Here is a 25,309-nt window from a genome sequence, read left to right on the forward strand (position 1 = left end):
GTCCCCTCCGACAGTCCTGTCCTCGTCCACAAGACAACTTGCTCGACTGCACCGTTCACCTCGGCTGCACCGTTCATCTCGACTGCACCGTTTGCATGTCGACAACTGAGAGGATCTTCATGAAGATCAATCGCTCCGTCCGTTTCGGAATCGGAATCATGGCTATCGCGTTCGCTGCCACGGCTTGTGGTGGAGGAGAAGAAAAGAGCGCATCGCAGAGTGCTGCCGACGGAACGCTCACCGTCGGTATCAAGTTCGATCAGCCCGGCCTCGGTCAGCGCAATCCGGACGGCACCTTCTCCGGCTTCGACGTCGAGGTAGCCCGGTACATCGCCAACGAACTCGGCGTGAAGCCCGAAGGAATCACCTTCAAGGAATCACCGTCAGCCCAACGCGAGACCCTGATCCAGAACGGCGAGGTCGACTACATTGTGGCCACCTACTCGATCACCGACGCACGCAAGGAAAAGGTCGGCTTTGCCGGTCCGTACTTCATCGCCGGCCAATCGCTGCTCGTTCGCTCCGACAACACCGACATCACCGGTCGCGATTCTCTCAGCGGCGGCAAGAAACTCTGCTCGGTGACTGGCTCCACTCCGGCTCAGAAGGTAAAGGACTCCGTACCTGACGTCCAACTTCAGGAGTTCGACACCTACTCTGCTTGTGTCGAAGCACTGCGCAACGGCGCTGTCGACGCAGTCACCACCGATGACATCATCCTCGCTGGTTTTGCCGCACAGTACCCCGGCCAGTTGAAGGTCGTCGGAGAACCGTTCACAACGGAAAACTACGGCGTCGGCCTGGCCAAGGACGATTCCGAGACCCGCGGCAAGATCAACGACGCCATCGAGAAGATGATCTCCACCGGCGCATGGGAAGAAGCCTTCAACAACACCGTTGGCGCTTCGGGCTACCCCATCCCGGCGCCGCCCACCGTTGATCGTTACTGACCTGCTTTTTTCACCGTCAATCTCGCTGCGGCTCCCACTTCGGGAGCCGCAGCGCGTGACGCCACCAACGGAGATCCCGTGATCTGGGGAGACGGCAAGTGAACCTTCTGAGCAAGTACGGCGACCAGCTTCTGGAAGCCTTCTGGACCACGATCCAGCTGACATTTTTCTCCGCGATCGGCGCTGTCATCATCGGTGTGCTGATCGCGGCGATGCGCGTGTCACCGGTCCCGGTCGCCCGATTCCTGGGCGCCGCGTACGTGACCGTGTTCCGCAATACCCCCCTCACACTGATTCTGTTGTTCTGTCTGTTCGGTCTTTCGCAGACGCTCGGAGTCAACCTCGCCAAGTCGGATTCGCCGACTTTTCTGGTGGACAACAACTTCCGACTCGCCGTACTCGGCCTCAGTGTCTACACCGCCGCGTTCGTGTGTGAGTCACTTCGATCGGGAATCAATACCGTTCCGGTCGGCCAGGCCGAAGCGGGCCGATCACTCGGTCTGTCGTTTGCACAAAATCTTCGGCTGATCGTCCTGCCTCAGGCATTTCGCGCGGTCACAGCACCGCTGGGTAGCGTGCTGATCGCACTGACCAAGAACTCGACCATCGCCGCGGTGATCGGCGTATCCGAAGCCTCAGCGCTGATGAAGAAGATGATCGAAAACGAAGCGGCGATCTTTGTCGTCGGTGGAATCTTCGCTGTCGGTTTCGTGATCCTGACACTTCCCATGGGCTTGATCTTCGGCAAGCTGAGCAAGCGATTCGAGGTTTCACGATGAGCAACCGCGCAACAGTCCTCTACGACGCGCCAGGTCCGAGAGCGCGAAATCTCTACCGATTCGCGTCCCTTGTCGTCGCTGCACTCATGGTCGCAATCGGTTACGTCATCTACCGCGCACTCGACGAAAAGGGCCAGCTGACAGCAGCGAAGTGGGATCCGTTCCTCGAATCCACGTCGTGGACAACGTATCTGATACCCGGCATCCGGGGAACGCTGATCGCGGCTGCGATGTCCATCGTCTTCGCGCTCATCCTCGGTTCTGCACTGGGTATCGGCCGACTCTCCGAGCACAACATCATTCGGAAGATTTGCGGCGTCATCGTCGAATTGTTCCGAGCAGTACCGGTTCTGATTCTGATGATCTTCTCGTATCAGGTGTTCGCCGAATACGAGGTCTTCAAGTCCAAGTACCTCGCACTCGCGGCAGTCGTCGTGGGTCTGACTCTGTACAACGGTTCTGTGATCGCCGAGATCGTCCGTGCCGGAATCAACTCACTCCCACGAGGGCAAAGTGAGGCCGCCAAGGCACTTGGTATGCGCAAGACGCAGATCATGGTGACGATCCTGCTCCCCCAGGCGGTTACCGCCATGCTCCCGGCCCTGATTTCACAGATGGTCGTGGCGTTGAAGGACTCCGCCCTCGGTTACCTGATCGGATATGTCGAGCTGGTGCGTCAGGCCCAACAGCTCGGCACCTTCTACGGAAACTTCCTGCCGGCGCTCATCGTGGTCGCCGCGATCATGATCGCTCTCAACTCGGCTCTGACCTTCCTGGCAACCAAGGTGGAGAAGCGCCTGCGGTCCGGGAAGCGAAAGGGCAAGGGCCCCATCGCGGCTCCGTCCGCCGACCCAGCTGTTTCGGTTCCGGGTATGGACCTGACCAAGCCGTGAATCAGATGGAGCCGTGAGTCGAATCCAGCCGCGTTAGCGTGAATACACAACAGGGCGGGGGTACCACCGAATTTCGGTGGTACCCCCGCCCTGTTGTTCTGAATGCTGCACTTCGCTACGAGTCGGTGACCGCCGCCATCTCGGCTTTGACCACCTCGTACGACATCCCAGCTGAATATCCTTTGCGTGCCAGCATCGAGACCAGTCGACGCGTGACCTTGTCGCGATCATCGACGGGCTTGTTCTTCAGCTTCCGCCGAACCAGCTCCGCTGCTCGCTCGCGCTCGTCTTCCGGATCGATCTGTGACAACGCTTCGGAAGCGGTGTCCTGGTCGATTCCTTTGAGCCGCAACTCGACTGCAAGCGCACGCTTTCCCTTGCCCGAGTAGGTGTGCCGCGAATGAACCCATTGGTTCGCGAAGTCCGCGTCGTCGATCAACCCGATTTCTTGGAGTCGATCGAGGACCTTGGCAATGATCTCGGGCTCGAAGCCGCGCCCGCTCAGCTTTGTTTCCAGCTCGGAACGACTGCGCGCCCGGTCGGTCAGGAGGCGTAGGCAAGCATCTTTGGCCTGCGCCTCCGTCCCACCTTCTGCGCGTTGCGACGGCTTCTCGGATCGTTGACGGGATCGACGCCGAGGAGCGCCGTACTCTTCACGAGCATTCTCGCCGTTGTCACCGTCGTCGAAGCTCATGACTGAACTCAGAAGTCGGCGGGAGCTTCGTCGGTTGCAGTGACGTCAGCACCGATACCGAGCTTTTCCTTGATCTTCTTCTCGATCTCGTCGCGGATATCGGTGTTCTCCAGCAAGAACTTACGAGCATTTTCCTTGCCCTGACCCAACTGGTCACCTTCGTAGGTGTACCAGGAGCCGGACTTGCGGATGAACCCGTGCTCGACACCCATGTCGATGAGCGAGCCTTCCTTGCTGATGCCCTGGCCGTAGAGAATGTCGAACTCGGCCTGCTTGAACGGCGGCGCGACCTTGTTCTTGACGACCTTGACGCGAGTGCGGTTACCCACTGCGTCGGTACCGTCCTTGAGAGTTTCGATACGACGGATGTCGAGGCGGACCGAAGCGTAGAACTTCAGTGCCTTACCACCGGTGGTGGTTTCGGGAGAACCGAACATCACACCGATCTTCTCGCGAAGCTGGTTGATGAAGATGACGGTGGTGCCCGAGTTGTTCATGGCACCGGTGATCTTGCGCAGCGCCTGGCTCATCAGTCGAGCCTGCAAACCGACGTGGCTGTCACCCATCTCGCCTTCGATCTCGGCGCGAGGAACAAGAGCGGCCACGGAGTCGATCACGACGATGTCGAGGGCGCCTGAACGGATCAGCATGTCGGTGATTTCGAGGGCCTGCTCACCCGTATCGGGCTGCGAGACCAGGAGTGCATCGGTATCGACGCCCAGCTTGGCTGCATAGTCGGGATCGAGTGCGTGCTCCGCGTCGATGAACGCCGCGATGCCGCCGTTGGCCTGAGCATTGGCAACTGCGTGCAGTGCCACGGTGGTCTTACCCGAGGACTCCGGGCCGTAGATCTCGATGACGCGGCCACGCGGCAGTCCGCCGATACCCAGCGCGACGTCGAGCGCGATGGAACCGGTGGGAATGACGGCGATGGGCTGGCGGACACCCTCACCCAGGCGCATCACCGAACCCTTGCCGAAGTTCTTGTCGATCTGCGCCAACGCGAGGTCGAGTGCCTTGTCCCGATCAGGTGCCTGTGGTGCCATCGTGATCCCCATCCTTGTTTCAGTCTTCAGTGCCTGCCTGAGCAGACTCCGTCTCTTCAGCGCCTGCCTGAGCCGACCCTGTTGGTGTGTTGCGATCAGAGTAGATCCGGCCACCGACAGACTTTTCGATCTTGCTTTAGCGCTTGTCGATCACTGTGCTTTGTCGATAACCGAAAGTTCGCAGTTACGAAAGGAGCGTCACCACCGAACAGCTTCAGCATAGACGAACACGTGTTCGAACAGAAGATGGGAGACGTTCGACACGCCGAAGAATCAGCGGCGGGCGGGTGGTACGTCGAACTCCACACAGAGCGCACGCCACACCTCGCGAGGCTCCCGGCCTGCTTCGACGGCCTCCGCGGCAGTCATTCCGTCGAGACTCTGGAGTACATGGTCGATCAGCATCGAGTCGCCTCGTACCTGCCCGAACTCTTCGCGCACCATTTCATGAAATTCGGTCAACCGCACAGCCGCCACCGTAGTCCACAGAGCGGTGCACCTGCATTCAGGCGCAACGTGCTCACGCCGTCACACCACCGTTGACCACCTGTCGGCACACCGCCACTGGATCGATGACCTGCGACGCAGTCGCGGCAGCAGACTTCGCAGCTTCCGCGAATCGTCCGTCGGAGAGCACCTGCAGTACCGCATCGCGAATCGACTGAGCATCTGCGGGCCGCACGATCACCGACGTGCCTGCCCGCGCAGCGCGATTGGCCAACTCCCACTGGTCCCCGCCCCCGGGAACGACGACCGTCGGCACGCCGGCCAGCAGGGCCTTCGCCAACATGCCGTGCCCGCCGCCGCATACCAATACCGACGCGTCACGCAGCATCGCGTCCTGGCGTCCGAGACCTGCACGAACCCAATCAGGATGCTGACCTTCAGCCCCGTCGAGCATCGACGCGATCAGCCTGACACCGGCGCCGTCGAGTCCTTCGACGGTGCCCTCGAACATTCCCACTGCGCCGGTGTGCGCCGTGGAGGGCGCCACCATAACCAGCGGTTCGTCACCTGGCGGTGGATCCAGAATCACCTCGGTCGGCTCCCACAGAAGCGGTCCGACGACGTGAGCGCGCTCCGGCCAGTCGGGGCGAGGCACTTCGAGTGCCGGAAGTGTTGCGATCAGCCGCGCTTGCGGACCGGGATCCAGAGCGGGCAGTCCGACACCGACACGGGCCTGGGATCGCTGGGCCAACCCTTGCTTGATCGAACGTCCCGTCGCTGCGCGCATCAGGGTATCGCGGAGTCGACCACGAATTCCGACGCCGGGCGCGAGCCCACTGCCGATCGGCGGCAACCCCCGTGAAGGTGAGTACAGCGGGTGAGGCGAGAGTTCCACCCAGGGGATGCCAAGTCTTTCGGCTGCCAATCCGCCTCCGGCAGTGAGGATGTCGGAAACGACGAGATCCGGGGAGACGGACTTCAGGTCGGGAAGCAGTTCGGTGGAAATATAGGCGGCGCGCGAATGAATCCGAGCGCCTGCATCAAGATCGTCGTCTCCCGGCCGCGGGGCCAAGCCCTTGAGCGGCTCGGCTTCCACGCCGGCTGCTCGCGCTGCCTCGACCCACCGGGTCCCCGTGTACAGGATCGGTTCGTCGCCGGCCTGGATCAACGCCAGCGACAACGCTATTGCGGGAAAAGCATGACCCGGGTCCGGCCCGGCAACAACGGCTACACGCACCGGATCAGAGTGTCACACCGAGTGAAAGGCCTGTTCCGCCGCACCCAGTGCGCGTTCGCGATCCGAAGCCACCAATCCGATTCTCGTCCTGCGATCGAGGACGTCGTCGACGTCGAGGGCGCCTTCATGCGACACCGCGAAATCGAACTCGGCACCGCAGATCTCCAAGTCCGCAACCGACCGGAGACGATCGCCGCTCGCCGCGGCAACGACCTCGGCCTCGGTGCCGTATCGCGCCACCAATGACGCGGGTGCCTTGATCTTCTTCAATTCCGCCGGTGATGCAGCGCCTACCAGCGGCAACGCGCGTGTCCGACATGCCCCGGCGCTCAGCGACCCGACCTCGACCGCAGCGTCGACGGCGTCTTCGGCCATCTTGCGGTACGTCGTGAGTTTTCCGCCTACCACCGTGACCAAGCCCGAGTCCGAACGGACTACAGCGTGATTGCGCGAGAGGTCGGCCGTCGAGCCTTCACCGGTGTCCAGCAGCGGACGCAGACCCGCGAAGGTCCCCAAGACGTCCCCACGGGTCAGCGGAACTTCCAACGCCGTGTTCACGGTGTCGAGCAGGAAGTCGATCTCGTCCTCTGACGCCGACGGCACGTCTGGCACCGGTCCCGGCGCTGCTTCGTCGGTCAACCCGAGGTAGATCCGGCCGAGCTGGGCGGGCAGGGCGAAGACGAAACGGTTGGTCTCGCCGGGAATCGGCACGGTCAGCGCTGCCGTGGGGTTCCCCAATCGCGCTGCATCGAGCACCAGGTGCGTCCCGCGGCTGGGGCGCAGGGTGATGCTGGAGTCGACCTGATCAGCCCAGACACCGGTCGCATTGACCACGACGCGGGCACGCATCAAGAACTCGGATCCGGTCAACTCGTCGCGCAAGGTGGCCGACGTTCCGGATACGTCGTATGCACCGACGCGGGTCAGGATTCGCGCGCCGTGCGACGCTGCGGTTCTGGCGATACCGACGACGAGGCGGGCGTCGTCGATGAGCTGCCCGTCGAACGCGGTCAAGGCGCCTCGTAGGTTCTCCTGCTTGACCGCGGGAGCCAATTCGCGCGCCCGCGCAGCGCTGACCGTCCGTGATCTGGGCAGCACCGAAGCCGGGGTTCGCGCCGACATGCGCAGAGCGTCACCGGCCAGGAAACCGGTACGCACCAGGGCCTTCCCGAAGAACGACGTTTCGGGCAACAGCGGTACGAGTTGAGGCATGGCGCGAACGAGGTGCGGCGCGGTGCGCGTCATGAGGATGCCGCGCTCGACCGCACTTTCACGCGCTATACCGACATTGCCGGAAGCCAGGTACCGAAGGCCGCCGTGTGCGAGTTTCGAACTCCAGCGGCTGGTGCCGAACGCGAGGTCGTGCTTTTCGACCAGCGCAACACTGAGCCCACGAGTCACGGCGTCGAGAGCGACACCGACACCGGTGATTCCGCCGCCGATCACCAGGACGTCGACCGAATCGCCGTTCGCCAACTGCTCGAGTTCACGAGTACGCCGTTGTGCGTTGAGCGCTGAATCGCTGCCTGCTGAATCTAGGGGGCTCACAGCTATTCTCCCGAATTCTTGACGGGTGTCAGATAAGCAGCGACCGCATATCGAAGTTGCTCGACCGACGCATCGGAGGAAAGCTCCGGCTCGAGAGTCGGCGCAGAAATGACGACGGACTGAGCCATCAGTAGAACCATCGCCGCGATCTCGTTGACGCTTCCCTCGCGAATCGAACCATCCTGTTGGCCGGCCGCGACAACGGATGTGATCAGCTCGAGAATCGACTTCTGGCTCGCGCCGAGCCGGTCCACGATGTAGGTCGTCAGCAATTCTTGATCGGCTTGCCGAATTTTCACGAAGAGCGGATGGTCGCGAATCTGGCCGACGACGTCACCGATCGCCTCCACGAGCAACGTGCCGGCAGACCCGTTGAAGGTCACCTCGGGCAGCACCGATCGGATCTCCCGGGTGAGCAGGTCCGCGACGACAGCTCGCGTGTCCGGCCATCGCCGGTAGACCGTCGGTCGGCTCACGCCGGCCCGACGCGAGATCTCGGCAAGTGTGGTTCGCTGCATTCCGAAATCGAGGACACACGACCTTGCTGCGTCGAGAATCACGTCGTCGATCTCGCGGCTGGGGATGCGCTGACCATCTGCCTTGCGAGGGGCAATTGAGTCATCTGCGTTACGGATTACCATCGTGTGTAACACAATACCGGACAAGTCACCGGTAATCCCGTCGGGACTTGCGATTTCTCTCGCTCAGAGATCATCAGAAATAGTACAACTCGAAACCAACTGCTCGCTCGGCGTCGAAACCAGGCTTCGGTCCGCTGACCATGTCGATCTGTGCGCGCGCCTGTTCCCGGATCGGCGTGGAACTCAGCGCCGCCAGATATCGCGCATGCTCCGCGAGCGAATCCACGGCGCGATCGACCGTCGACGTCACGTCGACGCAGTGTGTGGGAGTCATCGTATTAACCGCAACCCACCGAACACCGGACCACGGCGCCAGTCCCTGCGCTGTCAATGAGGGAAAGATCCATTCGTTCGCTGCGTCGGCAGTTGCGTCGAGAACGCTGATCCCGAGTGCACGGTGATCTGCGCTGTTCAGATAGCCGGGGCCCCAGGTGTGGGAGAAGTTCATCGTCACCACCAATTCCGGACGGTGGCGGCGAATTGCTGCGGCGAGAGTCGAGCGCAACTCCAAGCCTTCCACGAGACGACCGTCGGGCAGGCCGAGGAACTCCACCTCACCGACACCGACGATCGCGGCCGAGCGACGCTCTTCTTCCTCGCGGATCGGGCCGGACTCCTCGGGCGACAGACCGGCGATTCCGGCCTCGCCGCGCGTGGCCAGGACATATCGCACGTCTTTGCCGCGATCGGTCCACTGCGCCACTGCTGCGGCTGCGCCGTATTCGATGTCATCGGGATGCGCCACGATGACAATCGCGCGCTGCCAGTCCTCGGGGAAGTTTTCCATAGGGCAGATCTTGCCCGTCAGAACCGCGAAGCGGGCGAATTGTCGTCACTTCCCGACATCGCCTTCACCAGGAAGTAGATTCCGAAGCCGACAGCGCCGACCACCAGAACCCAGAAAAGCCCCTTGATCAGCGCACCGACCACCGCGAGTGCGACCCACACCAGTACGACGGCCAAAACGATCTTCCAAAACATGCTTACCTCCAACGTGCCGTTGAATAATCAGTCGAATCGGACAGGTGCTGCGTCGTCCGTAGAACCAGCCTGACAGGTCTGGCGTGACAAAGCAGCAGCTCAGCGGCAAGTTCAGGTAAAGATCAGGGTTCACCCCGAGACCGGCCCTCACGCAGGTCAGGTGTCCAACCCATGGGAGCTTGCTCCTGGCGTAAACTCGCGAAGTTCGATCCCGTATGCCGAAGGAGCACGTCCGCAGTGTCTACGACCCGTTTCCCCGCTCGCGATCTCGCGCATGTAGCCGTCTTCGCCGCACTCATCATCGCGCTGGGCCTACCCGGGTCGATCAACATCGGCATTTCCGGCGTGCCGATCACCCTTCAGTCCATGGGCGTCATGATGGCCGGCGCTCTACTCGGACCGCGCAAGGGTGTTCTCGCCGTCCTGACGGTCATTGCTCTGGGATTGGTCGGTCTACCGGTCCTTGCCGGCGGTCGCACCGCACTCGTGTCTCTATCGAGCCCGACAGCCGGATTCCTCATCGGTTGGATCCCGACGGCGTTTGTCATCGGATGGCTGACCGCCAAGATGCTGCCCAAGTACCGGATCATCGCGGGCATCGGCATCAACCTTCTCGGCGGCGTCGTCGTTCTCTACGCGTTCGGCATCGTTGGAATGATGGTCCGCGGACACATGAGCTTCGTTGCCGCATGGTCGGCCAACGCCGCCTTCATCCCGCTCGACGCCGCAAAAGCAGTCGTCACCGCGTTGGTCGCGTCCCAGGTTCACCGGGCATACCCGGCACTACTGCGCGACTCGGTGATCTCGTCGAACAAGACCGTGGTGGCGAATTAATCTCCGATGAGTGAGATCGTCTTCGAGAACGTCGGACACAGCTTCGGTGAACGAACGGTCCTGCAGCAGATAGATCTGCGACTGAGCGAGCAGCGAATCGGAATCGTGGGTGCGAACGGAAGCGGCAAGTCGACGCTCGCTCGCATGATCAACGGACTGGTCGTTCCGACGGAAGGACACGTCCACGTCAACGGCTTGGACACGGCGAAGAAGGGCCGCGACGTACGCAAGCAGGTCGGATTCGTCTTCACCGATCCCAACCACCAGATCGTGATGCCGACGGTTGCCGAGGACATCGAATTCTCGCTCCGCCGTAGCGGATTGGGCAAAGCCGAGCGCGCCGCAAAGGTGGCCTCGGTGCTCGAACGCTACGGCCTCGCCGGGCACGCCGACCATCCCACCCACCAGCTTTCGGGCGGGCAGAAACAGCTCCTCGCGCTCGCGGCCATCATGGTGACGGAACCGAACGTACTCGTCGCCGACGAACCCACCACGCTCCTCGATCTTCGCAACTCTCGGCTGATCAGCTCGGTATTCGAGTCACTCGATCAGCAACTGATCGTCGTGACCCACCAACTCGATCTCCTCGAGTCCTTCGAACGGGTGTTGGTCGTCGACCAAGGCCGCGTCGTCGCTGACGGCTCCCCCGCCGACTCCATCGATCACTACCGGTCGTTGGTCTCGTGACCACTCTCGGCGTCTACCGTCCGGGCCGCTCACTCCTGCACCGGATGCCGACGGGAATCAAGCTCTTCGCCTTGGTCGTGGCCATCCTCGCCGTCTCGATCTTCGTGCGTGAGCCGTGGCAACTGGCAGCTCCCACGATCGTCGTTGTGGCCCTGTACGCGATTGCGCGCATTCCTCCGATGACTGCAATCCGGCAGCTGCGTCCGGCGCTGTGGATGTTGCTCTTCATCGGGGCGTTCCAGCTGGTAGTCGCGGGATGGCAGCGAGCGGCCGTCGTTTGCGGGGTTCTGATCATTTCGATCGCCTTCGCGGCGATCATGGGTCTGACCACACGGATCTCCGAGATGCTCGACGCGATCACCAGATTTCTGACACCCTTGCGACGCTTCGGCGTCAATCCCGAACGGATCGCCTTGCTCCTCGCAATGACGATCCGGTGTATCCCGCTGATGTTCGAGGTCATCACACAGGTGTCCGAGGCACGCAAGGCGCGAGGGCTCGGATTCTCGCTGCGATCCTTCGCAGTGCCGGTCATCGTCGGCACCCTGATGACCGCGGACGCAATGGGCGAAGCATTGGCGGCCCGCGGCGCCGACGACTGAGATGTCGAACAGTGTGCATCGATCAGGCGCGAGAGCCGATCAGTTGTACTTGCGGGTGATGTCGTCCACCTCGCCGATGGCGTCGGCAAGCGCCGAGAGCCGCTCGGCGGCCGCGTGCAGCGCCGAAAGCTCTCGGTTGAATCCCACGAGCGCCGACGGGCTGTGAGGCGCTGTCAGAGCAGCTGCCGAAGTCACCAGATCCTCGTACTGATCCAACCCCGACTGCAACTCACGAACTGCGCCGTCGATGGTGGGATCAAGAGGTTCGGTTACCTTCGGCGTCGCGGCCACAGCGCGTTCCATCGCGACGACATCCGAAGACACCGCGAACATCGCTCTCAGTGCCGAATCGGCGGTAACAGTGATTTCGTCCAACTCACCGGGGTCGATGGTGTCGGCGCGTCTGAGCACACTCAAGATCTCGAACAGCGAAGTCTCGGCGCCGATGAGGCGAGACATCGGGATGAACGCGCGAGACGACGACGGTGGCAAGCGCCGGCGAATCGGCGCCGACGGCGGTGGGCCGGAACTCATCGAACGGTAACGGCCGACCGCGATGACGGCGGGAACCGCGAACAGTGCCGCTCCCCCGCCTGCCACGACCACCGACCACTCGGGGGCCGACGCAACAGCAAGGCCGGCCGTGCCGACCACTGATCCGCCGGACATGAAACCCCAACGCTGAGCGCGTCGACGTGCACGGGCACGTTTGCGCTCGAATTTGGCGCGCGGGTCCTGCCACCGCCGAGCGGCATCCGCCGCAGACAGTCCGACCTCGCGCAATGTGTCCGCGGTGCGTCCCAACGCTCCGAAGGCGCCGGATACGGAAACGGGAACGGCCGACCGGGGCTCGCGCCCAGATCGACCGTCTCGTGAAGAAAACATCAGAGCATCACTGCCGACATCGAGGATTCGGCTACTGCCCGGTCTGACCGGCAGCCGGGGGCTGCTTCTCGACGGACGGAGTCGCAGGAGTGGCTGCTGCGCCGCCGGAAGGCAGTGCCTCGCCCTTCATGGAAGCACGAATCTGCTCGAGGCGACTGTGCCCTGCCATCTGGACCGAGGCCTGCTGGACCTCCATCATGCGGCCTTGAACGGAGTTCTGGGCGAGCTCGGCAGAGCCGAGTGCGTCGGCGTAACGCCGCTCGATCTTGTCGCGCACAGCATCGAGGCTGGGTGTGTTGCCGGGAGCCGACAGCGTGCTGTCCATGGACCGAAGGGACTCGCTCACGCGCTCCTGCATCTTGGCCTGCTCCAGCTGGCTGAGCAGCTTGGTGCGCTCGGCAACCTTTGCCTGCAGAGTCATCGCGTTCTGCTCGACAGCCTTCTTGGCCTGAGCGGCGGCCTGCAAGGACTGGTCGTGCAGTGCCTTCAGATCTTCGACGCCCTGCTCGGCCGTCACCAACTGGGCCGCAAAAGCTTCGGCAGCGTTGGTGTACTGGATCGCCTTGTCGTTGTCGCCGGCAGCAGCGGCCTGATCGGCGAGGTTGACGGCCTGGCGCGCGTTGGCGTTGAGCTTTTCGACCTCGTCGAGTTGACGGCTGAGCTTCATCTCGAGTTGACGCTGATTACCGATCACCGACGCAGCCTGCTGGGACAACGCCTGATGCTGGCGCTGTGCGTCCTCGATCGCCTGCTGAATCTGAACCTTTGGATCTGCCTTCTCATCGATCTTCGAATTGAAGAGCGCCATCAGGTACTTCCAGCCCTTGACGAAAGGATTAGCCATTGGTTTGATCCTGCCTCCATCTGATGCGCCGCGCCGAACGCGACCCGGAGCGCGACCGTCGCGCACCGAAACAAGGGCTGCGCCCTATCTGCTCTGACCCCACCTGCTGGAAACCGGCGGTTACGTACAAAATCTATCGGTTACGGCCGGTAGTGGCTACGCCGCCGCCAACCTTCGAGCGTTCGGTGCCGGAATCACGACGCGGGTATCGCGTGCGATAGTCGGCGAACCAGAAGCCGAGACAGAGCCGGAAGCAGACACGGCAGGTTCGGCAACCTGCCGACCAGCTACCGGAGCGCTCTTCTTCGTGGCCAGGGTCTCGCTCACGTCGACCAGCACGTCGGACAGTGGGACTGCGAGCGCATCACAGATCGCCGCCAACAATTCGCTCGATGCTTCCTTACGCCCACGTTCCACTTCGGACAGATAGCCCAAGCTCACACGCGCGCTGTTCGACACCTCACGTAGCGTGCGGCTCTGCGAAACGCGCGTACGCCGGAGACTGTCACCGATTGCCTCACGCAATAGCAGCGCCATCTCGCTCCTCCTTCATCCGTGACCTCATCGTGCATGGTCGTACGTCTTCACAATCGTCAACGTCCGAACACATCCGATTGGTTCCCGAGCCTATCGTGCCGCACGCTCTGCGACACGATCACGTAACCGCGACACGGCAGTTGCGACTGCGGTTGTCCGAATCTCCCACCGTTCGCCGCCGAGCGCGAGCGGTACGCATTCGGTTCCGTCCGGGCCGGCGATACCGAGAAACACCGTTCCGACCGGGTGTCCGTCCTGCTCACTCGGACCGGCGACTCCGGTCAGTCCGATACCCCAGTCGGCGCCGCACCTCGTCCGGGCGCCGAGCGCCAAAGCCACGGCGGTGCTCTCGGACACGGGGCCGTCCGTTGCCAGACGCTCGGGATCCACGCCCGCCAGCGTCGCTTTCAAGTCGGTCGCATACACGACCAGGCCCCCACGCAGCACCGCGCTCGACCCCGGCACGGACGCGACCGCAGCCGTGAACAATCCAGCCGTCAGAGATTCGGCGGCGGCGACAGTCTGCCTCGCGGCGCCAAGGGCGTCGACGAGTTCGACCACTCCGAGTGCGAGCAGCGGGTCCGTCATGACTCGACTGCGCGAACTCCGGCGCGAAGCCTGATCGCCTGCACGATGTATTCGATTCCCGTCGCCACCGTCAGCACGACGGCAGCAGCCATCAGCAATCCGCTGACGATGTCCCAACTGCTCGGCAGCGGGCAGAGGTAGAACCCGATCGCGACGGCCTGCACGAGGGTCTTGAGCTTGCCGCCCTTGCCCGCCGGGATGACCGCGTGCCGCAGTACCGCGAACCGCAACAGCGTGATTCCGAGTTCTCTGGCGATGATCACTCCGGTCACCCACCACGACAGATCGCCGAGAACCGAGAGCCCGATCAGCGCGGCTCCGATCAGCGCCTTGTCCGCGATCGGGTCCATGAGTTTGCCGAAATCGGTGACCAGACCGTACTTCCGAGCCAATTGGCCGTCGATCCGATCCGTGATCGCGGCGACGATGAACACGCCCATTGCCCCGAGACGCCACCACGTCGAGTGTCCGCCGTCGACGAACAGAACAACGAGAAAAACCGGAACGAGAACCATTCGGACCATCGTGAGAATGTTCGCGATGTTCAGCAACGGAACCGGGTTGTCCGCGACAGGTGTGCCGTCGGACGGGCCGACGGCGGCGCGATGGGCGTCGGTCTGATCGCGCGGGGTACTCATCGGATCACCGCACAGGCGGTGAGCCGAACCCGGGACAAAGCCGAGCGGCGCGGGAATTGCGTGGGGCGGACAGGCACGCGACTTAGAATATCGGTAGGGCCATTGACTAATGTGCACCACATGACTTCGACCGCGCCGACCTATACCGAGAGCCAGTTGATCGTGCGTCGCGCGCGAACGTCGGACATCCCCGAAATCAAGCGTCTGATCGACATCTACGCCGGCAAGATCCTCCTCGAGAAGAATCTCGTGACGCTGTACGAGGCAGTCCAGGAGTTCTGGGTCGCCGAGCGAGGCGGCCAGGTAATCGCTTGCGGCGCACTGCATGTGCTGTGGGCGGACCTGGGTGAGATCCGCACCGTCGCAGTCGATCCGACCGCCAAAGGCCAGGGCGCAGGTTTCCACGTCGTCGACAAACTCATCGAGGTCGCCAAGGAATTGGAGTTGGAACGGTTGTTCGTTTTGACGTTCGAGACCGAGTTCTTCCACCGTCACGGATTCGCAGAGATCGACGGCACCCCCGTCACCGCCGAGGTCTATGCGGAAATGTGTCGGTCCTACGACGCCGGCGTCGCCGAGTTCCTCGATCTGAGCTATGTGAAACCCAACACACTCGGCAATACTCGCATGCTCCTGACTCTCTGAACCGTTCAGACTCTTCACACACCACCATCTCGATCACCAGCCCCGAAAGCGGTTCACGATGTCGTTGTTCCTCGTCGAATACACCTACGCGCCCGAGAAGAACGCTCAGCGCGACGAAGTCCGTAGCGATCACCGCGCGTGGCTCGCGGATCTGGTTTCCCGCTCGATCGTCTTGTCATCCGGCCCGTTTGCAGATGGAAACGGCGCGCTGATCATCGTCGACGCCGCAGACGCCGACACCGTTTCCCTCCTCTTCACCCACGATCCGTTCGCGATCGCCGATTTGATCGAGAAGGTCCGGATCACCGAGTGGGTTCCGGTGTTGGGTCAGTTCAGCGCCTGAGAGCCCCGGCCCCGGCTTACTCCCCCGCCCGGTCGCGAGTCTTCAACAGGCTCGCGACCGTCGTCACCGCCAATACTCCGATGATCACTCCGAGTGAGAGTGCCGTGGAGATTTCCGGGACGGAGACGTGTTCACCTCCGTTGACGAACGAGAGGGTGTTCTCGTGCAACGCGTGAAGTACCAATTTCACACCGATGAACGCCAGGATTATCGAGAGCCCGTACGAGAGATAGACCAGCCTTTCGAGCAACCCACCGATCAGGAAGTACAGCTGCCGTAGACCCATCAGCGCGAAGGCGTTGGCGGTGAACACCAGATACGGTTCCTGGGTCAGACCGTAGATCGCCGGAATCGAATCGAGCGCGAAGAGCACGTCGGCAAACCCGATTGCGATGAGCGCCAACAACAACGGTGTCACGACGCGCTTGCCGTCGATCCGGGTGATCAGTTTGTCCCCGTCGTATTCCTCGGTTGTCGGCAGCACCCGCTTCACGAGTGAGATGATGCGACTGTCGCGCTTCTCCTCGGCTTCCTTCTCATGCCCGTGATCGCGGATCAGGGTGTACGCGGTGTAGATCAGGAACGCACCGAAGAGGTAGAACACCCAGCTGTACGCATTGATGGCGGCCGCACCGACTCCGATGAAGATTCCGCGCATCACCAATGCGAGGACGATGCCGATCAGCAGGACTTTCTGCTGGAACTCTCGCGGGACGGCGAACGTCGACATGATGATCACGAAGACGAACAGATTGTCGACCGAAAGCGCCTTCTCCGTGACGTAGCCGGCGAAGTACTCACCGCCGTACGTGGTGCCCCAGATCCACATCACGACGAGGCCGAAGACGATGGCGATCGAAATGTAGACCGTCGACCAGAATGCGGACTCCCGGAACGTCGGCGCATGCGGAGTGCGGACGTGGGCGAAGAAGTCGAAGACGAACAGGCCGAGGATCACCACGATCGTGATTCCCCAAGCCAACGGCGTCACATGCACGGGTTCCTCCGGTCGTCTGTCGACGGCTTGTCCGCCGAGGTGTCGCTACTCGTCTGCGGGTGCCTCGTCCGGGTCGCCACCGCGAATCGACCACAGCAGACCGTCGAGTTCCTCAGGCTTCATCAAAACCTCGCGTGCCTTGGAGCCCTCGCTGGGGCCGACGACGCCACGATTTTCCATGAGATCCATGAGTCGACCGGCCTTGGCGAACCCGACGCGCAGCTTGCGCTGCAGCATCGACGTCGAACCGAATTGGACTCGTGATCACCAGTTCCACGGCCTGCAAGAGGACGTCCATGTCGTCGCCGATGTCGGGGTCGACGTCCTTCTTCTCCCCGGCCTTCTGTGCGGTGACACCTTCGGTGTACTCGGGCTCGGCTTGGTTCTTCGCGAAGTCGACAACCGCAGAGATTTCCTCGTCGGTGATGAACGCGCCTTGCATACGGGTCGGCTTGCCGGCGCCCATGGGCAGGAACAAGCCGTCACCCATACCGATGAGCTTCTCGGCGCCGGGCTGATCGAGGATGACTCGCGAGTCCGTGAGCGAGGACGTCGCGAACGCCAGACGCGAAGGCACGTTGGTCTTGATCAGGCCGGTGACGACGTCGACGGACGGGCGCTGCGTTGCCAGCACCAGGTGGATTCCGGCAGCGCGGGCTTTCTGGGTGATGCGGACGATTGCTTCTTCGACGTCGCGCGGAGCGGTCATCATGAGGTCGGCCAACTCGTCCACGATCGCCAGGATGTACGGGTACGGGCGGTAGACGCGCTCGCTGCCCAGCGGGGCGGTGATTTCGCCGGACTTGACCTTGGAGTTGAAGTCGTCGATATGACGCACCCGGTTGGCCTGCATGTCCTGGTAGCGCTGTTCCATCTCCTCGACCAACCAGGCCAGCGCTGCCGCTGCCTTCTTCGGCTGAGTGATGATCGGCGTGATCAGGTGCGGGATACCTTCGTACGGCGTGAGCTCGACCATCTTGGGGTCGATGAGGATCATCCGTACTTCTTCGGGCGTTGCTCGGGTGAGCAACGAGACGAGCATCGAGTTCACGAAGCTCGACTTACCCGAGCCGGTCGAACCTGCCACCAGAAGGTGGGGCATCTTCGCGAGGTTCGCACTGACGAAGTCACCTTCGATGTCCTTACCCAGACCGATCACCAGCGGATGGTGATCGCGTCGGGTGCTCGGCGCGTTCAAAACGTCGGCGAGGCGGACCATTTCGCGGTCGGAGTTCGGTACCTCGATACCCACCGCGGACTTACCCGGAATGGGGGCCAGGAGGCGGACGTTGTCGGTTGCCACGGCGTACGCGATGTTGCGGGCGAGCGCGGTGATCTTCTCGACCTTCACGCCTGGGCCGAGTTCGACCTCGTAGCGCGTCACCGTCGGTCCGCGGGTGAAACCGGTAACAGCGGCATCGATCTTGAACTGTTCGAGGACTTCGCTGATCGCCTCGATCATCGCGTCGTTCGCAGAACTGCGGAGCTTGGGCGGGTCTCCCTCGATCAGCAACGTCGTCGGCGGGAGGTTGTAGTCGCCGTCGGTGACCCGATCGGTGACGAAGTGTTCCTTCTCCTCCGGCTCCGGTTCGGGTTTCGGCACGGGCTTGGCGATGGGGACCGAACGCGCAGGCACCTTGGGGCGCGGTGCCGGCGTCTCCACGACGGGCGCTGCCGCAGCCGCGACGGGCTCGTCGGGTACTGCGGTGTCGTCGGCGTTCCACAGACCGAGGACTTCGGTCTTCTTGTCTCCGGATTCGAACTCGTCCGTCGGGTAGTTGTCGATCGGTGCGCGTCGGCTGGTCCGCTTGGCGGGCTTGAGCGGCGGCTCGGCGTAGGTGTCGACCGGGTAGCCGTCGGCGTCGAACAGTGAAGGATCGTAAGCAGATTCGCCGTAGTGGTGCTCACCGTCCTCGTCGAATTCGGATCCGTAGTCGCCGTATTCGTCCGAGCGATACGAGGCGCCGAAGAAGGACTGGAACTTGCTCGGCACCTCACGCAGAGTCGTTCCGGTCAGAAGGAGGATTCCGAATCCGGCGGCGATGACCAGCAGCGGCGCAGACAGCCAGACGGTGAGCCCGTTGGTGAGCGGGCCACCCACGACGTATCCGACAAACCCTGCGCCGTTGGAGCGACCGGTGGCGTCTGTCGGTGAACCCGAGATGATGTGCCAGAGGCCGAGCGCCGGCAGACCGACCAGCAAGGATCCCATGATCAGTCGGGGCCGGATCTCAGGTTTCGGTTCGGTGCGCATCAACAGGATCGCGAGGCCGACGCCGACGATGGGGAGCACGGCCGAGGCCGCGCCGAAGATCGCCCGCACGAGGGTGTCGATGCCGCCGCCGATCGGACCACCGGCCTTGAACCAGACGCCACCGGCGATGACGACGCTGAATGCGATCAGGCCGAGCGCTATTCCGTCGCGGCGGTGGCCGGCTTCGATCTCGCCGACCTTACTGACGGTGCGTGTGGTGGCGCCGACGCCGCGGGCAGCCAGGGACCACCCGGCTCCGATTCCCTTGCCCACAGCGGCCAACGGGCTGGCCCGCTGAGAGGTTTTCGATACCGGGCGGCGCGCGGCCGACGACGTACCGGACGCCTTCTTGGGCGCCGGCTTGGAGCCTTTGCCCGACGCGGGGCGCCCACCAGCCCTGGCCGAAGTCGTGACATTTCGAGGAGTCGATACGGTTCGCGTGGTGCGCGAGGCACGAGGTTTTGCGGTTGCGCGCGCGCTCGGAGTAGAGGCTGACGACCTGGTCGATGCCCTGGACGTAGACGTGCTTGTACTGGATCCCCGGGCGCTCGACTTACCTGCCATGGAGTTCAGGCTAGTCTGTGCGACCCCATCTGGACCATCCGCAACACCAGCAACACTGGTGGCGAGTGCGAAACGTGATCTTCACAACCCGTCTGTCGAGCTCGGCTCCGGCAGAAGGGGGCCATCAGAAACTGCGATCGAGCGCCATCACGGATTGAACGTCGGCCAGTTCACCTTTGGCTTCGATCTTCACCTCGTTGCGACCGAAAGCGTGCAGCAGCAACTCGGCGGGTTCACCCTGCAGGACAACACTGCGAGAGCCGGATTTGTGGACGACCGCACTCTCGCCGGACGGAAGTTCGAAAATGACCTCGACAGCGGCTTTGCGGTAACCCATCTTGCCGATCTGCCGGGCGTACTTCCACAGCTGAGCCTGCCGACCCTCCGACAACGGACGCGGCGCCCAGTTCAGATGTGCGCGTCGTACATCTTCGTGGTGGACGAACATTTCCGTGGTATTCACCTGCGCGTCGAGCCAGTACATCGGCGACCACCGAGGCGGCCCACTCCGAACGTCGTCGAGGATCTCCTCCCACGGACGCGCCGCTGCGGCCTTACGCACGCTCTCGGTGTGACCGGCAAGAGGGCTCAACATGATTCCGGGAGCGGCGTCGAGACGCCGCTCCCGGACTATCAGATGTGCTGCCAGGTCACGATTGGTCCACTCCCCACACAGTGTCGGAGCATCGGGGCCGAATTCGACCATGCTGTCCACCAGGGCGAGTCGTTCGTCATGAGCGAAGGTCACCTTCGCCAAAGTACTCGAACCGGACCGGGTTCGAGCGGAAGCGACCTGCTGTGCCGAATCTACGGAACCGCGATGACCGTCGGAATGATCATCGGACGGCGGCGATACTTGTCCGCGACCCAGCGTCCGACGACGCGGCGCACCGACTGCGCGATGCGATGAGCGTCGATGACGCCTTCGCTCGCCAACCGGGCCAGGTCCGATTCCACGAGATCCGCGGCAGCCTTGAGCGCTGTCGGATCGTCGGAGAAGCCGCGACCGGACACCTCGGGGGTGCTGACCGCACGGCCCGTCGACTCGTTGATGACGATGGTGATCGCGATGAAGCCGCCCTCACCGAGCACGAGGCGATCGGACAGCGTCGGCTCACCGACGTCGCCGACGGACAGACCGTCGACGTAGACGTGTCCGACCGGTACGCGTCCGACGATCTCGGCGAGGCCGTCCACCATGTCGACCACGACGCCGTCCTCGGCCAATACGATGCGCTCTTCCGGCACGCCGGTTGCCTTTGCCAGCGCGGCGTTGGCACGCAGGTGCCGCCATTCACCGTGGACGGGCATGGCATTGGTGGGCCGAACCGCGTTGTACAGGTAGAGCAACTCACCGGCGGACGCGTGGCCCGAGACGTGAACCTTGGCGCTCTGCTGGGTCACGACGGTGGCACCGCGCTTGGCCAAACCGTTGACCACGGCAAAAACGGAGTTCTCGTTGCCCGGGATCAGCGAAGACGCGAGAACGACAAGGTCGTTGGCGCGGATGTTGATCTGACGGTGTTCGCCGCGCGCCATCCGCGAGAGCGCTGCCAACGGCTCACCCTGCGAACCCGTCGAAATGAGCACCAGGCGATCGTCGGGAAGGGTGGCGGCGGTGTCGATGTCTACGACGAGGCCGTCGGGCACCGTCAGGTAGCCCAGATCCTGGGCGATCTGCATGTTGCGGACCATCGAGCGGCCGACGAAGACGATGCGGCGGTTGTACCGAGCGGCTACGTCGACGACCTGCTGGATGCGATGCACATGGCTGGCGAACGATGCCACGATGACACGCTGCTTCGCCTTGCCGATGACGTTGTCGAGCACTCCCCCGATTTCGCGCTCGGGCGTGACGAATCCCGGAACTTCGGCGTTCGTCGAGTCGACGAGGAACAGGTCGACGCCCTCGTCGCCCAGGCGGGAGAATCCGGCGAGGTCGGTCAGGCGGCCGTCGAGAGGCAGCTGATCGAGCTTGATGTCACCGGTGTGCAGTACGACGCCGGCGTCGGTGCGAATCGCGATCGCGAGAGCGTCGGGAATCGAGTGGTTGACAGCGAAGTACTCGCAGTCGAACGGGCCATGGGTGGTGGTGTTTCCCTCGACGACCTCGACCAGGTTCGGCCGCAGGCGATGCTCGCGGCACTTGGCGGCAACTAGAGCGAGCGTGAACTTCGCGCCGATGACCGGAATGTCCGCGCGCAGACGCAGCAAGAACGGCAGAGCACCGATGTGGTCCTCGTGTCCGTGAGTCAGGATGACGGCTTCGACGTCGTCCATACGGTCTTCGATGTAGCGGAAGTCCGGGAGGATCAGGTCGACGCCAGGCTGCTGGTCCTCGGGGAACAGCACACCGCAGTCGACGATCAGCAACTTGCCACGGTGCTCGAACACCGTCATGTTGCGACCGATTTCGCCGATGCCGCCCAGCGCGACGATCCGCAGACCCGATGCCGGCGCCTTCGGGGGTGTTCCGAGGCGACCCGTGGGATCGACGGCCGGACGGTTCTCGGGGCGCTTGTTTCCGCGCCCGTTGCCCGACTTCGATGCTGCCGGTCGGTTACCGCCGGAAGATTTGCGCGGCGACCTCTCTTCGGTCGACTTCTTGGGTGCAGCAGATTTGGTGGCAGCGGACTTGGTTGCTGCAGATTTGGTTGCTGCGGCCTTCTTGGGCGGGGCGGCTGCGGCGGGGGCCGCTTCTGCCGCCGGCGCAGCTGGTGCCTCTACCGGTGCGGCCTTTGCGGCCGTTTCGGGAGCCGGAGGCGAAGGCGGACCGGCTTGACGACTGGCACTACGACGTCGGGGGGGACGGGTCATTTACAAAACTCCTGCCGCATGCAGATCGGCGGCAAGACCGTCGATCTGCTCTTTAGTGGGTGCAACCTGCGGAAGGCGTGGTTCTCCGACATCGATTCCGATGAGTCGCAGACCCGCCTTCGAAGCGCTGACACCGCCGAGGCGGGCAACGGAACGAATCACAGGGATCAAACTGAGGTTTATCTCGCGTGCGCGGGCGATGTCGCCGGACACGAACGCGGTGTGAAGGTCGCGGAGACGACCCGGAACAAGATGGCCGATGACGCTGACGAAGCCGGTGGCGCCCACAGCGAGCCACGGCAGATTCAGCGGGTCGTCGCCGGAGAAGAACTGAAGCTCGGTGGTGCCGATCAACTCTGCGCCGGCGTTGAGGTCGCCCTTGGCGTCCTTGACGGCCTTGATTCGCGGGTGCTCGGCGAGTCGGCGGATCGTCTCGGTCTCGATGGGAACGACGGAGCGGGGCGGAATGTCGTACAACATGACGGGCAGGTCGGTCGCGTTGGCGACGGCGGTGAAGTGTGCAAACAGTCCGGCCTGGGGCGGACGTGAGTAATACGGGGTGACGACGAGCAGACCGTGCGCTCCGGCGCGAGCCGCGTCACGTGCGAGTTCGACGCTGTGAGCGGTGTCGTTGCTGCCGGCGCCTGCAACGATCTTCGCGCGGTTACCGACGGCGTCGATCACTGCGCGGAGCAGGTCGAGCTTCTCGGACTCGGTGGTGGTGGGAGATTCACCGGTGGTACCGGCAAGAACGAGGCCGTCACAGCCGTTGTCGACGAGATGGGCTGCGAGGCGCACTCCCGCGTCGACGTCCAACTTCCCGTCGGCAGTGAACGGGGTCACCATCGCAACGGAAATGGTGCCGAACGGACGCTCGACAAGAGAAGCGGAATCACCGTAGGTCATGGTCAGAAGGTTACCCGGTTCAGCTCTTACTTCTGCACACGAGTCACGACTCGGCCGCAAATGCGCTGACGGCAATTTCCGATCCGTCGCTTCCGCGAAGAATCTCGTAGTCCCCGAACACATTTGGCGCGACATCACGAAGCTGACGCAGGCACTCGACCGCGACTCGCCGGATCTCGACATCCGCATGTTCGGTGGCACGCATCTCGACGAAGTGCCGCCAGGCCCGATAGTTTCCGGTCACGACCAAGCGCGTCTCGGTGGCGTTGGGCAGCACCGAGCGCGCAGCCTGCCTGGCTTGCTTCCCCCGCATCGGGGCACCGGGCACCGATTGCAGTTTCCCTTCGAGGGCAGTCAGCAGTTCCCCGTAAGCGCGACGGCTTTCGTCGGTGGCATTCAGAAACAGTGCTTCGAGCTCGGGATCACCTTCGACAGCAGGAGGCACGACGACGTTTGCATCGTTCTCACGGACGAATCGCTGCGAGAGTTGCGAGTACGAGAAGTGCCGGTGACGAATCAATTCGTGAGTGCACGAGCGCGAGATACCGGTGATGTAGAAGCTCACTGTCGCATGCTCGAGCACCGAAACGTGTCCGACCTCGAGCAGATGCCTCAGGTATCCGGCGTTGGTTGCGGTTCGCGGATTCGGCTTGGACCAACTCTGGTAGCAGGCTCGACCGGAGAACTCGACCAGCGCTTCGCCACCATCCGCGTCCGTCTCCCACGGAATGTCCTCGGGCGGGAAGAACTCGGACTTCGCCACCAACTGCACTTTCAGTGACACCGTGTTCGGCACAACCCACTCCTCGACAAGCACGAAACGACCAGCATGAAACCCGGGCGCCGTTCGCCTCAGGTGCTGGGCAACTCTATAGCGGTCGACCGCCCTCGATACCGAGTGACGTCATCACATCCTTGACTGACGTCACTTTTGACGTCACTGTGGTGTCATGGACATTTCGGAGTACACCGCAAAGCTGCAGAACGACCTCGCCACTGCAGCCGAACTCGGCGACGATCACACGCGCCGGATTGCGGCGTCGTTGTCCGCCGCCATCGAACCCTCGGTCCGCCTGGTCTTGTTGGCCGCGGCGACAGAACTGGCCAAGGAGATCGGGGCGAAGCTGGGCGACCGAGAGGTCAAGGTCAATCTCGACGGAAGCGAATTACTGGTCGACGTCGTTCGCCCGCCGAACTCGACCGGCGGCGAAGGTGCAAACGAGAAGGCAGACGACGAGAAGAAGGACTCAACCTACTCGTTCGACGACGTCAGCGGAGATATCAGCCGGGTGACGTTGAGGATGATGGAGCAGATCAAAGCCCGCGCCGAGGAGGCCGCCAATCAGAACGGAGTCTCCCTCAACTCGTGGGTTTCACAAGCCGTCCAGGGCGCATTGCGGGACCAGATGCGCAAGAACGGCATGGACTAGCTCGACGCCAACCCGATCACCGAATGATCTAATTGCGCAACTGCAGTAATCACGAACCGTTGCCGCAAGGCGAGAAGGAGCACGTTCATGGCCGTTTCGGGCGTCAAGGAATTCGAGATCAAGGCTGATCCGGAAACGGTGATGAAGGCCGTAGCAGCCGTCGATCGGCTGCCGGAGTGGTCGTCTGCACACAAGAAGATCACCATCGAGAGCACCCACGACGACGGTCGCCCCCATCGCGTTCGCATGGCCGTGTCCATTCTGGGAATCAACGACGAGCAGGTAGTCGACTACACCTTCGAGGGCGACGAGAAGGTGACCTGGACCCTCGTGGAGAGCGGTCAGCAGAACCAGCAGGACGGCTCGTACGTCTTGACTCCCACCGACGGTGGAACCAAAGTCACCTTCGAACTGACCATCGATCCCAAGATCCCGCTGCCGGGCTTCCTGGTGAAGAAGGCACAGAAGACGGCCCTGGAAACAGCGAGCAAGGGCCTGACGAAGTTCGTCGAAAACTTCTGA

Annotated in this window: 28 protein-coding genes and 1 pseudogene; 10 read left to right on the forward strand and 19 right to left on the reverse strand. The window is 62.8% G+C overall.

The annotated features are described in order from the left end of the window. Window positions 1-119 precede the first annotated feature (119 nt). From ABIE52_RS08660 to ABIE52_RS08670, 3 genes are all read left to right on the forward strand, one after another. Window positions 120-950, forward strand: a complete 831-nt coding sequence (locus tag ABIE52_RS08660) for a glutamate ABC transporter substrate-binding protein (protein WP_003942146.1) — start codon at window positions 120-122, stop codon at window positions 948-950. A 98-nt stretch (window positions 951-1,048) separates the two neighbouring features. Further along, the gene (locus ABIE52_RS08665) at window positions 1,049-1,729 is read left to right on the forward strand and encodes an amino acid ABC transporter permease (protein WP_003942105.1); all 681 of its coding nucleotides are present in this window, start codon (window positions 1,049-1,051) and stop codon (window positions 1,727-1,729) included. Beyond that, complete coding sequence (locus ABIE52_RS08670; RefSeq protein WP_007735172.1) at window positions 1,726-2,622, forward strand: amino acid ABC transporter permease; 897 nt, start codon at window positions 1,726-1,728, stop codon at window positions 2,620-2,622. Before ABIE52_RS08665 ends, ABIE52_RS08670 begins: the two co-directional genes overlap by 4 nt. A 115-nt stretch (window positions 2,623-2,737) precedes the next feature. On the opposite strand, the gene recX is transcribed toward ABIE52_RS08670, so the two are convergent. From recX to ABIE52_RS08710, 8 genes are all read right to left on the reverse strand, one after another. Continuing rightward, a complete protein-coding gene (recX, locus tag ABIE52_RS08675) occupies window positions 2,738-3,316 on the reverse strand; it encodes a recombination regulator RecX (protein WP_054825713.1) in 579 nt (192 codons plus the stop codon). 8 nt (window positions 3,317-3,324) lie between these two features. Beyond that, window positions 3,325-4,362: a recombinase RecA gene (gene recA / locus ABIE52_RS08680; RefSeq protein WP_007735170.1), complete on the reverse strand. Its 1,038-nt coding sequence runs from the start codon at window positions 4,360-4,362 to the stop codon at window positions 3,325-3,327. A 273-nt stretch (window positions 4,363-4,635) separates the two neighbouring features. After that, window positions 4,636-4,830, reverse strand: a complete 195-nt coding sequence (locus ABIE52_RS08685) for a DUF3046 domain-containing protein (RefSeq protein WP_192712485.1) — start codon at window positions 4,828-4,830, stop codon at window positions 4,636-4,638. A gap of 52 nt (window positions 4,831-4,882) precedes the next feature. Then, window positions 4,883-6,046: a glycosyltransferase gene (locus ABIE52_RS08690; protein ID WP_003942199.1), complete on the reverse strand. Its 1,164-nt coding sequence runs from the start codon at window positions 6,044-6,046 to the stop codon at window positions 4,883-4,885. Window positions 6,047-6,058: 12 nt separating this feature from the next. After that, window positions 6,059-7,594 carry a glycerol-3-phosphate dehydrogenase/oxidase gene (locus ABIE52_RS08695; protein ID WP_064444528.1) on the reverse strand — a complete coding sequence of 512 codons (1,536 nt, stop codon included), beginning with the start codon at window positions 7,592-7,594 and terminating at the stop codon, window positions 6,059-6,061. Window positions 7,595-7,596: 2 nt separating this feature from the next. Then, window positions 7,597-8,235 carry a TetR/AcrR family transcriptional regulator gene (locus tag ABIE52_RS08700; protein WP_192712486.1) on the reverse strand — a complete coding sequence of 213 codons (639 nt, stop codon included), beginning with the start codon at window positions 8,233-8,235 and terminating at the stop codon, window positions 7,597-7,599. A 73-nt stretch (window positions 8,236-8,308) separates the two neighbouring features. Next, window positions 8,309-9,022 carry a PIG-L deacetylase family protein gene (locus ABIE52_RS08705; protein WP_007735164.1) on the reverse strand — a complete coding sequence of 238 codons (714 nt, stop codon included), beginning with the start codon at window positions 9,020-9,022 and terminating at the stop codon, window positions 8,309-8,311. Window positions 9,023-9,039: 17 nt separating this feature from the next. Beyond that, window positions 9,040-9,228 (reverse strand): hypothetical protein, encoded by a 189-nt coding sequence (locus tag ABIE52_RS08710; protein ID WP_020907519.1) that lies wholly within the window; start codon window positions 9,226-9,228, stop codon window positions 9,040-9,042. Window positions 9,229-9,453: 225 nt separating this feature from the next. On the opposite strand from ABIE52_RS08710, the gene ABIE52_RS08715 reads away from it, so the two are divergent. From ABIE52_RS08715 to ABIE52_RS08725, 3 genes are read left to right on the forward strand one after another with little or no spacing between them, the layout of a single operon-like run. Then, on the forward strand, window positions 9,454-10,050 hold the full coding sequence (locus tag ABIE52_RS08715) for a biotin transporter BioY (RefSeq protein ID WP_007735162.1): 597 nt from the start codon (window positions 9,454-9,456) through the stop codon (window positions 10,048-10,050). Window positions 10,051-10,056: 6 nt separating this feature from the next. Beyond that, complete coding sequence (locus ABIE52_RS08720; RefSeq protein WP_007735161.1) at window positions 10,057-10,737, forward strand: energy-coupling factor ABC transporter ATP-binding protein; 681 nt, start codon at window positions 10,057-10,059, stop codon at window positions 10,735-10,737. Beyond that, on the forward strand, window positions 10,734-11,339 hold the full coding sequence (locus ABIE52_RS08725; RefSeq protein ID WP_042922628.1) for an energy-coupling factor transporter transmembrane component T family protein: 606 nt from the start codon (window positions 10,734-10,736) through the stop codon (window positions 11,337-11,339). The genes ABIE52_RS08720 and ABIE52_RS08725 overlap by 4 nt, the downstream gene beginning before the upstream one ends. A gap of 39 nt (window positions 11,340-11,378) precedes the next feature. On the opposite strand, the gene pspM is transcribed toward ABIE52_RS08725, so the two are convergent. The 5 genes from pspM to pgsA all read right to left on the reverse strand — a co-directional run bounded on the left by pspM (window position 11,379) and on the right by pgsA (window position 14,831). Continuing rightward, on the reverse strand, window positions 11,379-12,224 hold the full coding sequence (gene pspM, locus ABIE52_RS08730) for a phage shock envelope stress response protein PspM (RefSeq protein ID WP_020907518.1): 846 nt from the start codon (window positions 12,222-12,224) through the stop codon (window positions 11,379-11,381). Window positions 12,225-12,255: 31 nt separating this feature from the next. Further along, window positions 12,256-13,068, reverse strand: a complete 813-nt coding sequence (pspA, locus tag ABIE52_RS08735) for a phage shock protein PspA (RefSeq protein WP_003942098.1) — start codon at window positions 13,066-13,068, stop codon at window positions 12,256-12,258. Window positions 13,069-13,224: 156 nt separating this feature from the next. Then, window positions 13,225-13,605, reverse strand: a complete 381-nt coding sequence (locus tag ABIE52_RS08740) for a helix-turn-helix domain-containing protein (RefSeq protein ID WP_003942191.1) — start codon at window positions 13,603-13,605, stop codon at window positions 13,225-13,227. Between the two features lie 90 nt (window positions 13,606-13,695). After that, a complete protein-coding gene (locus ABIE52_RS08745) occupies window positions 13,696-14,193 on the reverse strand; it encodes a CinA family protein (RefSeq protein WP_003942100.1) in 498 nt (165 codons plus the stop codon). Further along, window positions 14,190-14,831 (reverse strand): CDP-diacylglycerol--glycerol-3-phosphate 3-phosphatidyltransferase, encoded by a 642-nt coding sequence (gene pgsA, locus ABIE52_RS08750; protein ID WP_003942125.1) that lies wholly within the window; start codon window positions 14,829-14,831, stop codon window positions 14,190-14,192. The genes ABIE52_RS08745 and pgsA overlap by 4 nt, the downstream gene beginning before the upstream one ends. Before the next feature lie 120 nt (window positions 14,832-14,951). On the opposite strand from pgsA, the gene ABIE52_RS08755 reads away from it, so the two are divergent. Beyond that, entirely contained in the window at window positions 14,952-15,476 is a 525-nt protein-coding gene (locus tag ABIE52_RS08755; RefSeq protein WP_007735157.1) for an amino-acid N-acetyltransferase, read from the forward strand. Window positions 15,477-15,534: 58 nt separating this feature from the next. Further along, on the forward strand, window positions 15,535-15,819 hold the full coding sequence (locus tag ABIE52_RS08760; protein ID WP_003942124.1) for a YciI family protein: 285 nt from the start codon (window positions 15,535-15,537) through the stop codon (window positions 15,817-15,819). A gap of 16 nt (window positions 15,820-15,835) precedes the next feature. Here ABIE52_RS08760 and ABIE52_RS08765 read toward each other — a convergent pair whose 3' ends face one another. The 6 genes and pseudogenes from ABIE52_RS08765 to thyX form a co-directional block, all read right to left on the reverse strand. After that, a complete protein-coding gene (locus ABIE52_RS08765; protein WP_019748181.1) occupies window positions 15,836-16,816 on the reverse strand; it encodes a TerC family protein in 981 nt (326 codons plus the stop codon). A 45-nt stretch (window positions 16,817-16,861) separates the two neighbouring features. Next, window positions 16,862-19,634: pseudogene (locus ABIE52_RS08770) on the reverse strand (DNA translocase FtsK). 124 nt (window positions 19,635-19,758) lie between these two features. Continuing rightward, window positions 19,759-20,382: a TIGR03085 family metal-binding protein gene (locus ABIE52_RS08775; protein WP_003942175.1), complete on the reverse strand. Its 624-nt coding sequence runs from the start codon at window positions 20,380-20,382 to the stop codon at window positions 19,759-19,761. A gap of 59 nt (window positions 20,383-20,441) precedes the next feature. Then, window positions 20,442-22,451, reverse strand: a complete 2,010-nt coding sequence (locus tag ABIE52_RS08780; RefSeq protein WP_050655788.1) for a ribonuclease J — start codon at window positions 22,449-22,451, stop codon at window positions 20,442-20,444. Beyond that, on the reverse strand, window positions 22,452-23,357 hold the full coding sequence (gene dapA, locus ABIE52_RS08785; protein WP_003942142.1) for a 4-hydroxy-tetrahydrodipicolinate synthase: 906 nt from the start codon (window positions 23,355-23,357) through the stop codon (window positions 22,452-22,454). A gap of 43 nt (window positions 23,358-23,400) precedes the next feature. Beyond that, window positions 23,401-24,153 (reverse strand): FAD-dependent thymidylate synthase, encoded by a 753-nt coding sequence (thyX, locus tag ABIE52_RS08790; RefSeq protein ID WP_003942250.1) that lies wholly within the window; start codon window positions 24,151-24,153, stop codon window positions 23,401-23,403. A 154-nt stretch (window positions 24,154-24,307) separates the two neighbouring features. Here thyX and ABIE52_RS08795 point away from each other — a divergent pair, with 154 nt between their 5' ends. After that, window positions 24,308-24,787: a toxin-antitoxin system HicB family antitoxin gene (locus ABIE52_RS08795; protein ID WP_003942206.1), complete on the forward strand. Its 480-nt coding sequence runs from the start codon at window positions 24,308-24,310 to the stop codon at window positions 24,785-24,787. A gap of 87 nt (window positions 24,788-24,874) precedes the next feature. Then, a complete protein-coding gene (locus ABIE52_RS08800; RefSeq protein ID WP_003942203.1) occupies window positions 24,875-25,309 on the forward strand; it encodes an SRPBCC family protein in 435 nt (144 codons plus the stop codon).

The sequence above is a fragment of the Rhodococcus sp. OAS809 genome (assembly GCF_040546695.1).
Lineage (GTDB): Bacteria > Actinomycetota > Actinomycetes > Mycobacteriales > Mycobacteriaceae > Rhodococcus_F > Rhodococcus_F qingshengii.

Bases quoted from the DNA above. Each gene is read 5' to 3' on its own strand.
- ABIE52_RS08660 (WP_003942146.1), top strand. From the start codon at position 120: ATGAAGATCAATCGCTCCGTCCGTTTCGGAATCGGAATCATGGCTATC.
- ABIE52_RS08670 (WP_007735172.1), top strand. From the start codon at position 1,726: ATGAGCAACCGCGCAACAGTCCTCTACGACGCGCCAGGTCCGAGAGCG.
- recX (WP_054825713.1), bottom strand. From the start codon at position 3,316: ATGAGCTTCGACGACGGTGACAACGGCGAGAATGCTCGTGAAGAGTAC.
- recA (WP_007735170.1), bottom strand. From the start codon at position 4,362: ATGGCACCACAGGCACCTGATCGGGACAAGGCACTCGACCTCGCGTTG.
- ABIE52_RS08700 (WP_192712486.1), bottom strand. From the start codon at position 8,235: ATGGTAATCCGTAACGCAGATGACTCAATTGCCCCTCGCAAGGCAGAT.
- ABIE52_RS08705 (WP_007735164.1), bottom strand. From the start codon at position 9,022: ATGGAAAACTTCCCCGAGGACTGGCAGCGCGCGATTGTCATCGTGGCG.
- ABIE52_RS08720 (WP_007735161.1), top strand. From the start codon at position 10,057: ATGAGTGAGATCGTCTTCGAGAACGTCGGACACAGCTTCGGTGAACGA.
- pspM (WP_020907518.1), bottom strand. From the start codon at position 12,224: ATGTTTTCTTCACGAGACGGTCGATCTGGGCGCGAGCCCCGGTCGGCC.
- pspA (WP_003942098.1), bottom strand. From the start codon at position 13,068: ATGGCTAATCCTTTCGTCAAGGGCTGGAAGTACCTGATGGCGCTCTTC.
- ABIE52_RS08740 (WP_003942191.1), bottom strand. From the start codon at position 13,605: ATGGCGCTGCTATTGCGTGAGGCAATCGGTGACAGTCTCCGGCGTACG.
- ABIE52_RS08745 (WP_003942100.1), bottom strand. From the start codon at position 14,193: ATGACGGACCCGCTGCTCGCACTCGGAGTGGTCGAACTCGTCGACGCC.
- pgsA (WP_003942125.1), bottom strand. From the start codon at position 14,831: ATGAGTACCCCGCGCGATCAGACCGACGCCCATCGCGCCGCCGTCGGC.
- ABIE52_RS08755 (WP_007735157.1), top strand. From the start codon at position 14,952: ATGACTTCGACCGCGCCGACCTATACCGAGAGCCAGTTGATCGTGCGT.
- ABIE52_RS08760 (WP_003942124.1), top strand. From the start codon at position 15,535: ATGTCGTTGTTCCTCGTCGAATACACCTACGCGCCCGAGAAGAACGCT.
- ABIE52_RS08780 (WP_050655788.1), bottom strand. From the start codon at position 22,451: ATGACCCGTCCCCCCCGACGTCGTAGTGCCAGTCGTCAAGCCGGTCCG.
- dapA (WP_003942142.1), bottom strand. From the start codon at position 23,357: ATGACCTACGGTGATTCCGCTTCTCTTGTCGAGCGTCCGTTCGGCACC.
- ABIE52_RS08795 (WP_003942206.1), top strand. From the start codon at position 24,308: ATGGACATTTCGGAGTACACCGCAAAGCTGCAGAACGACCTCGCCACT.
- ABIE52_RS08800 (WP_003942203.1), top strand. From the start codon at position 24,875: ATGGCCGTTTCGGGCGTCAAGGAATTCGAGATCAAGGCTGATCCGGAA.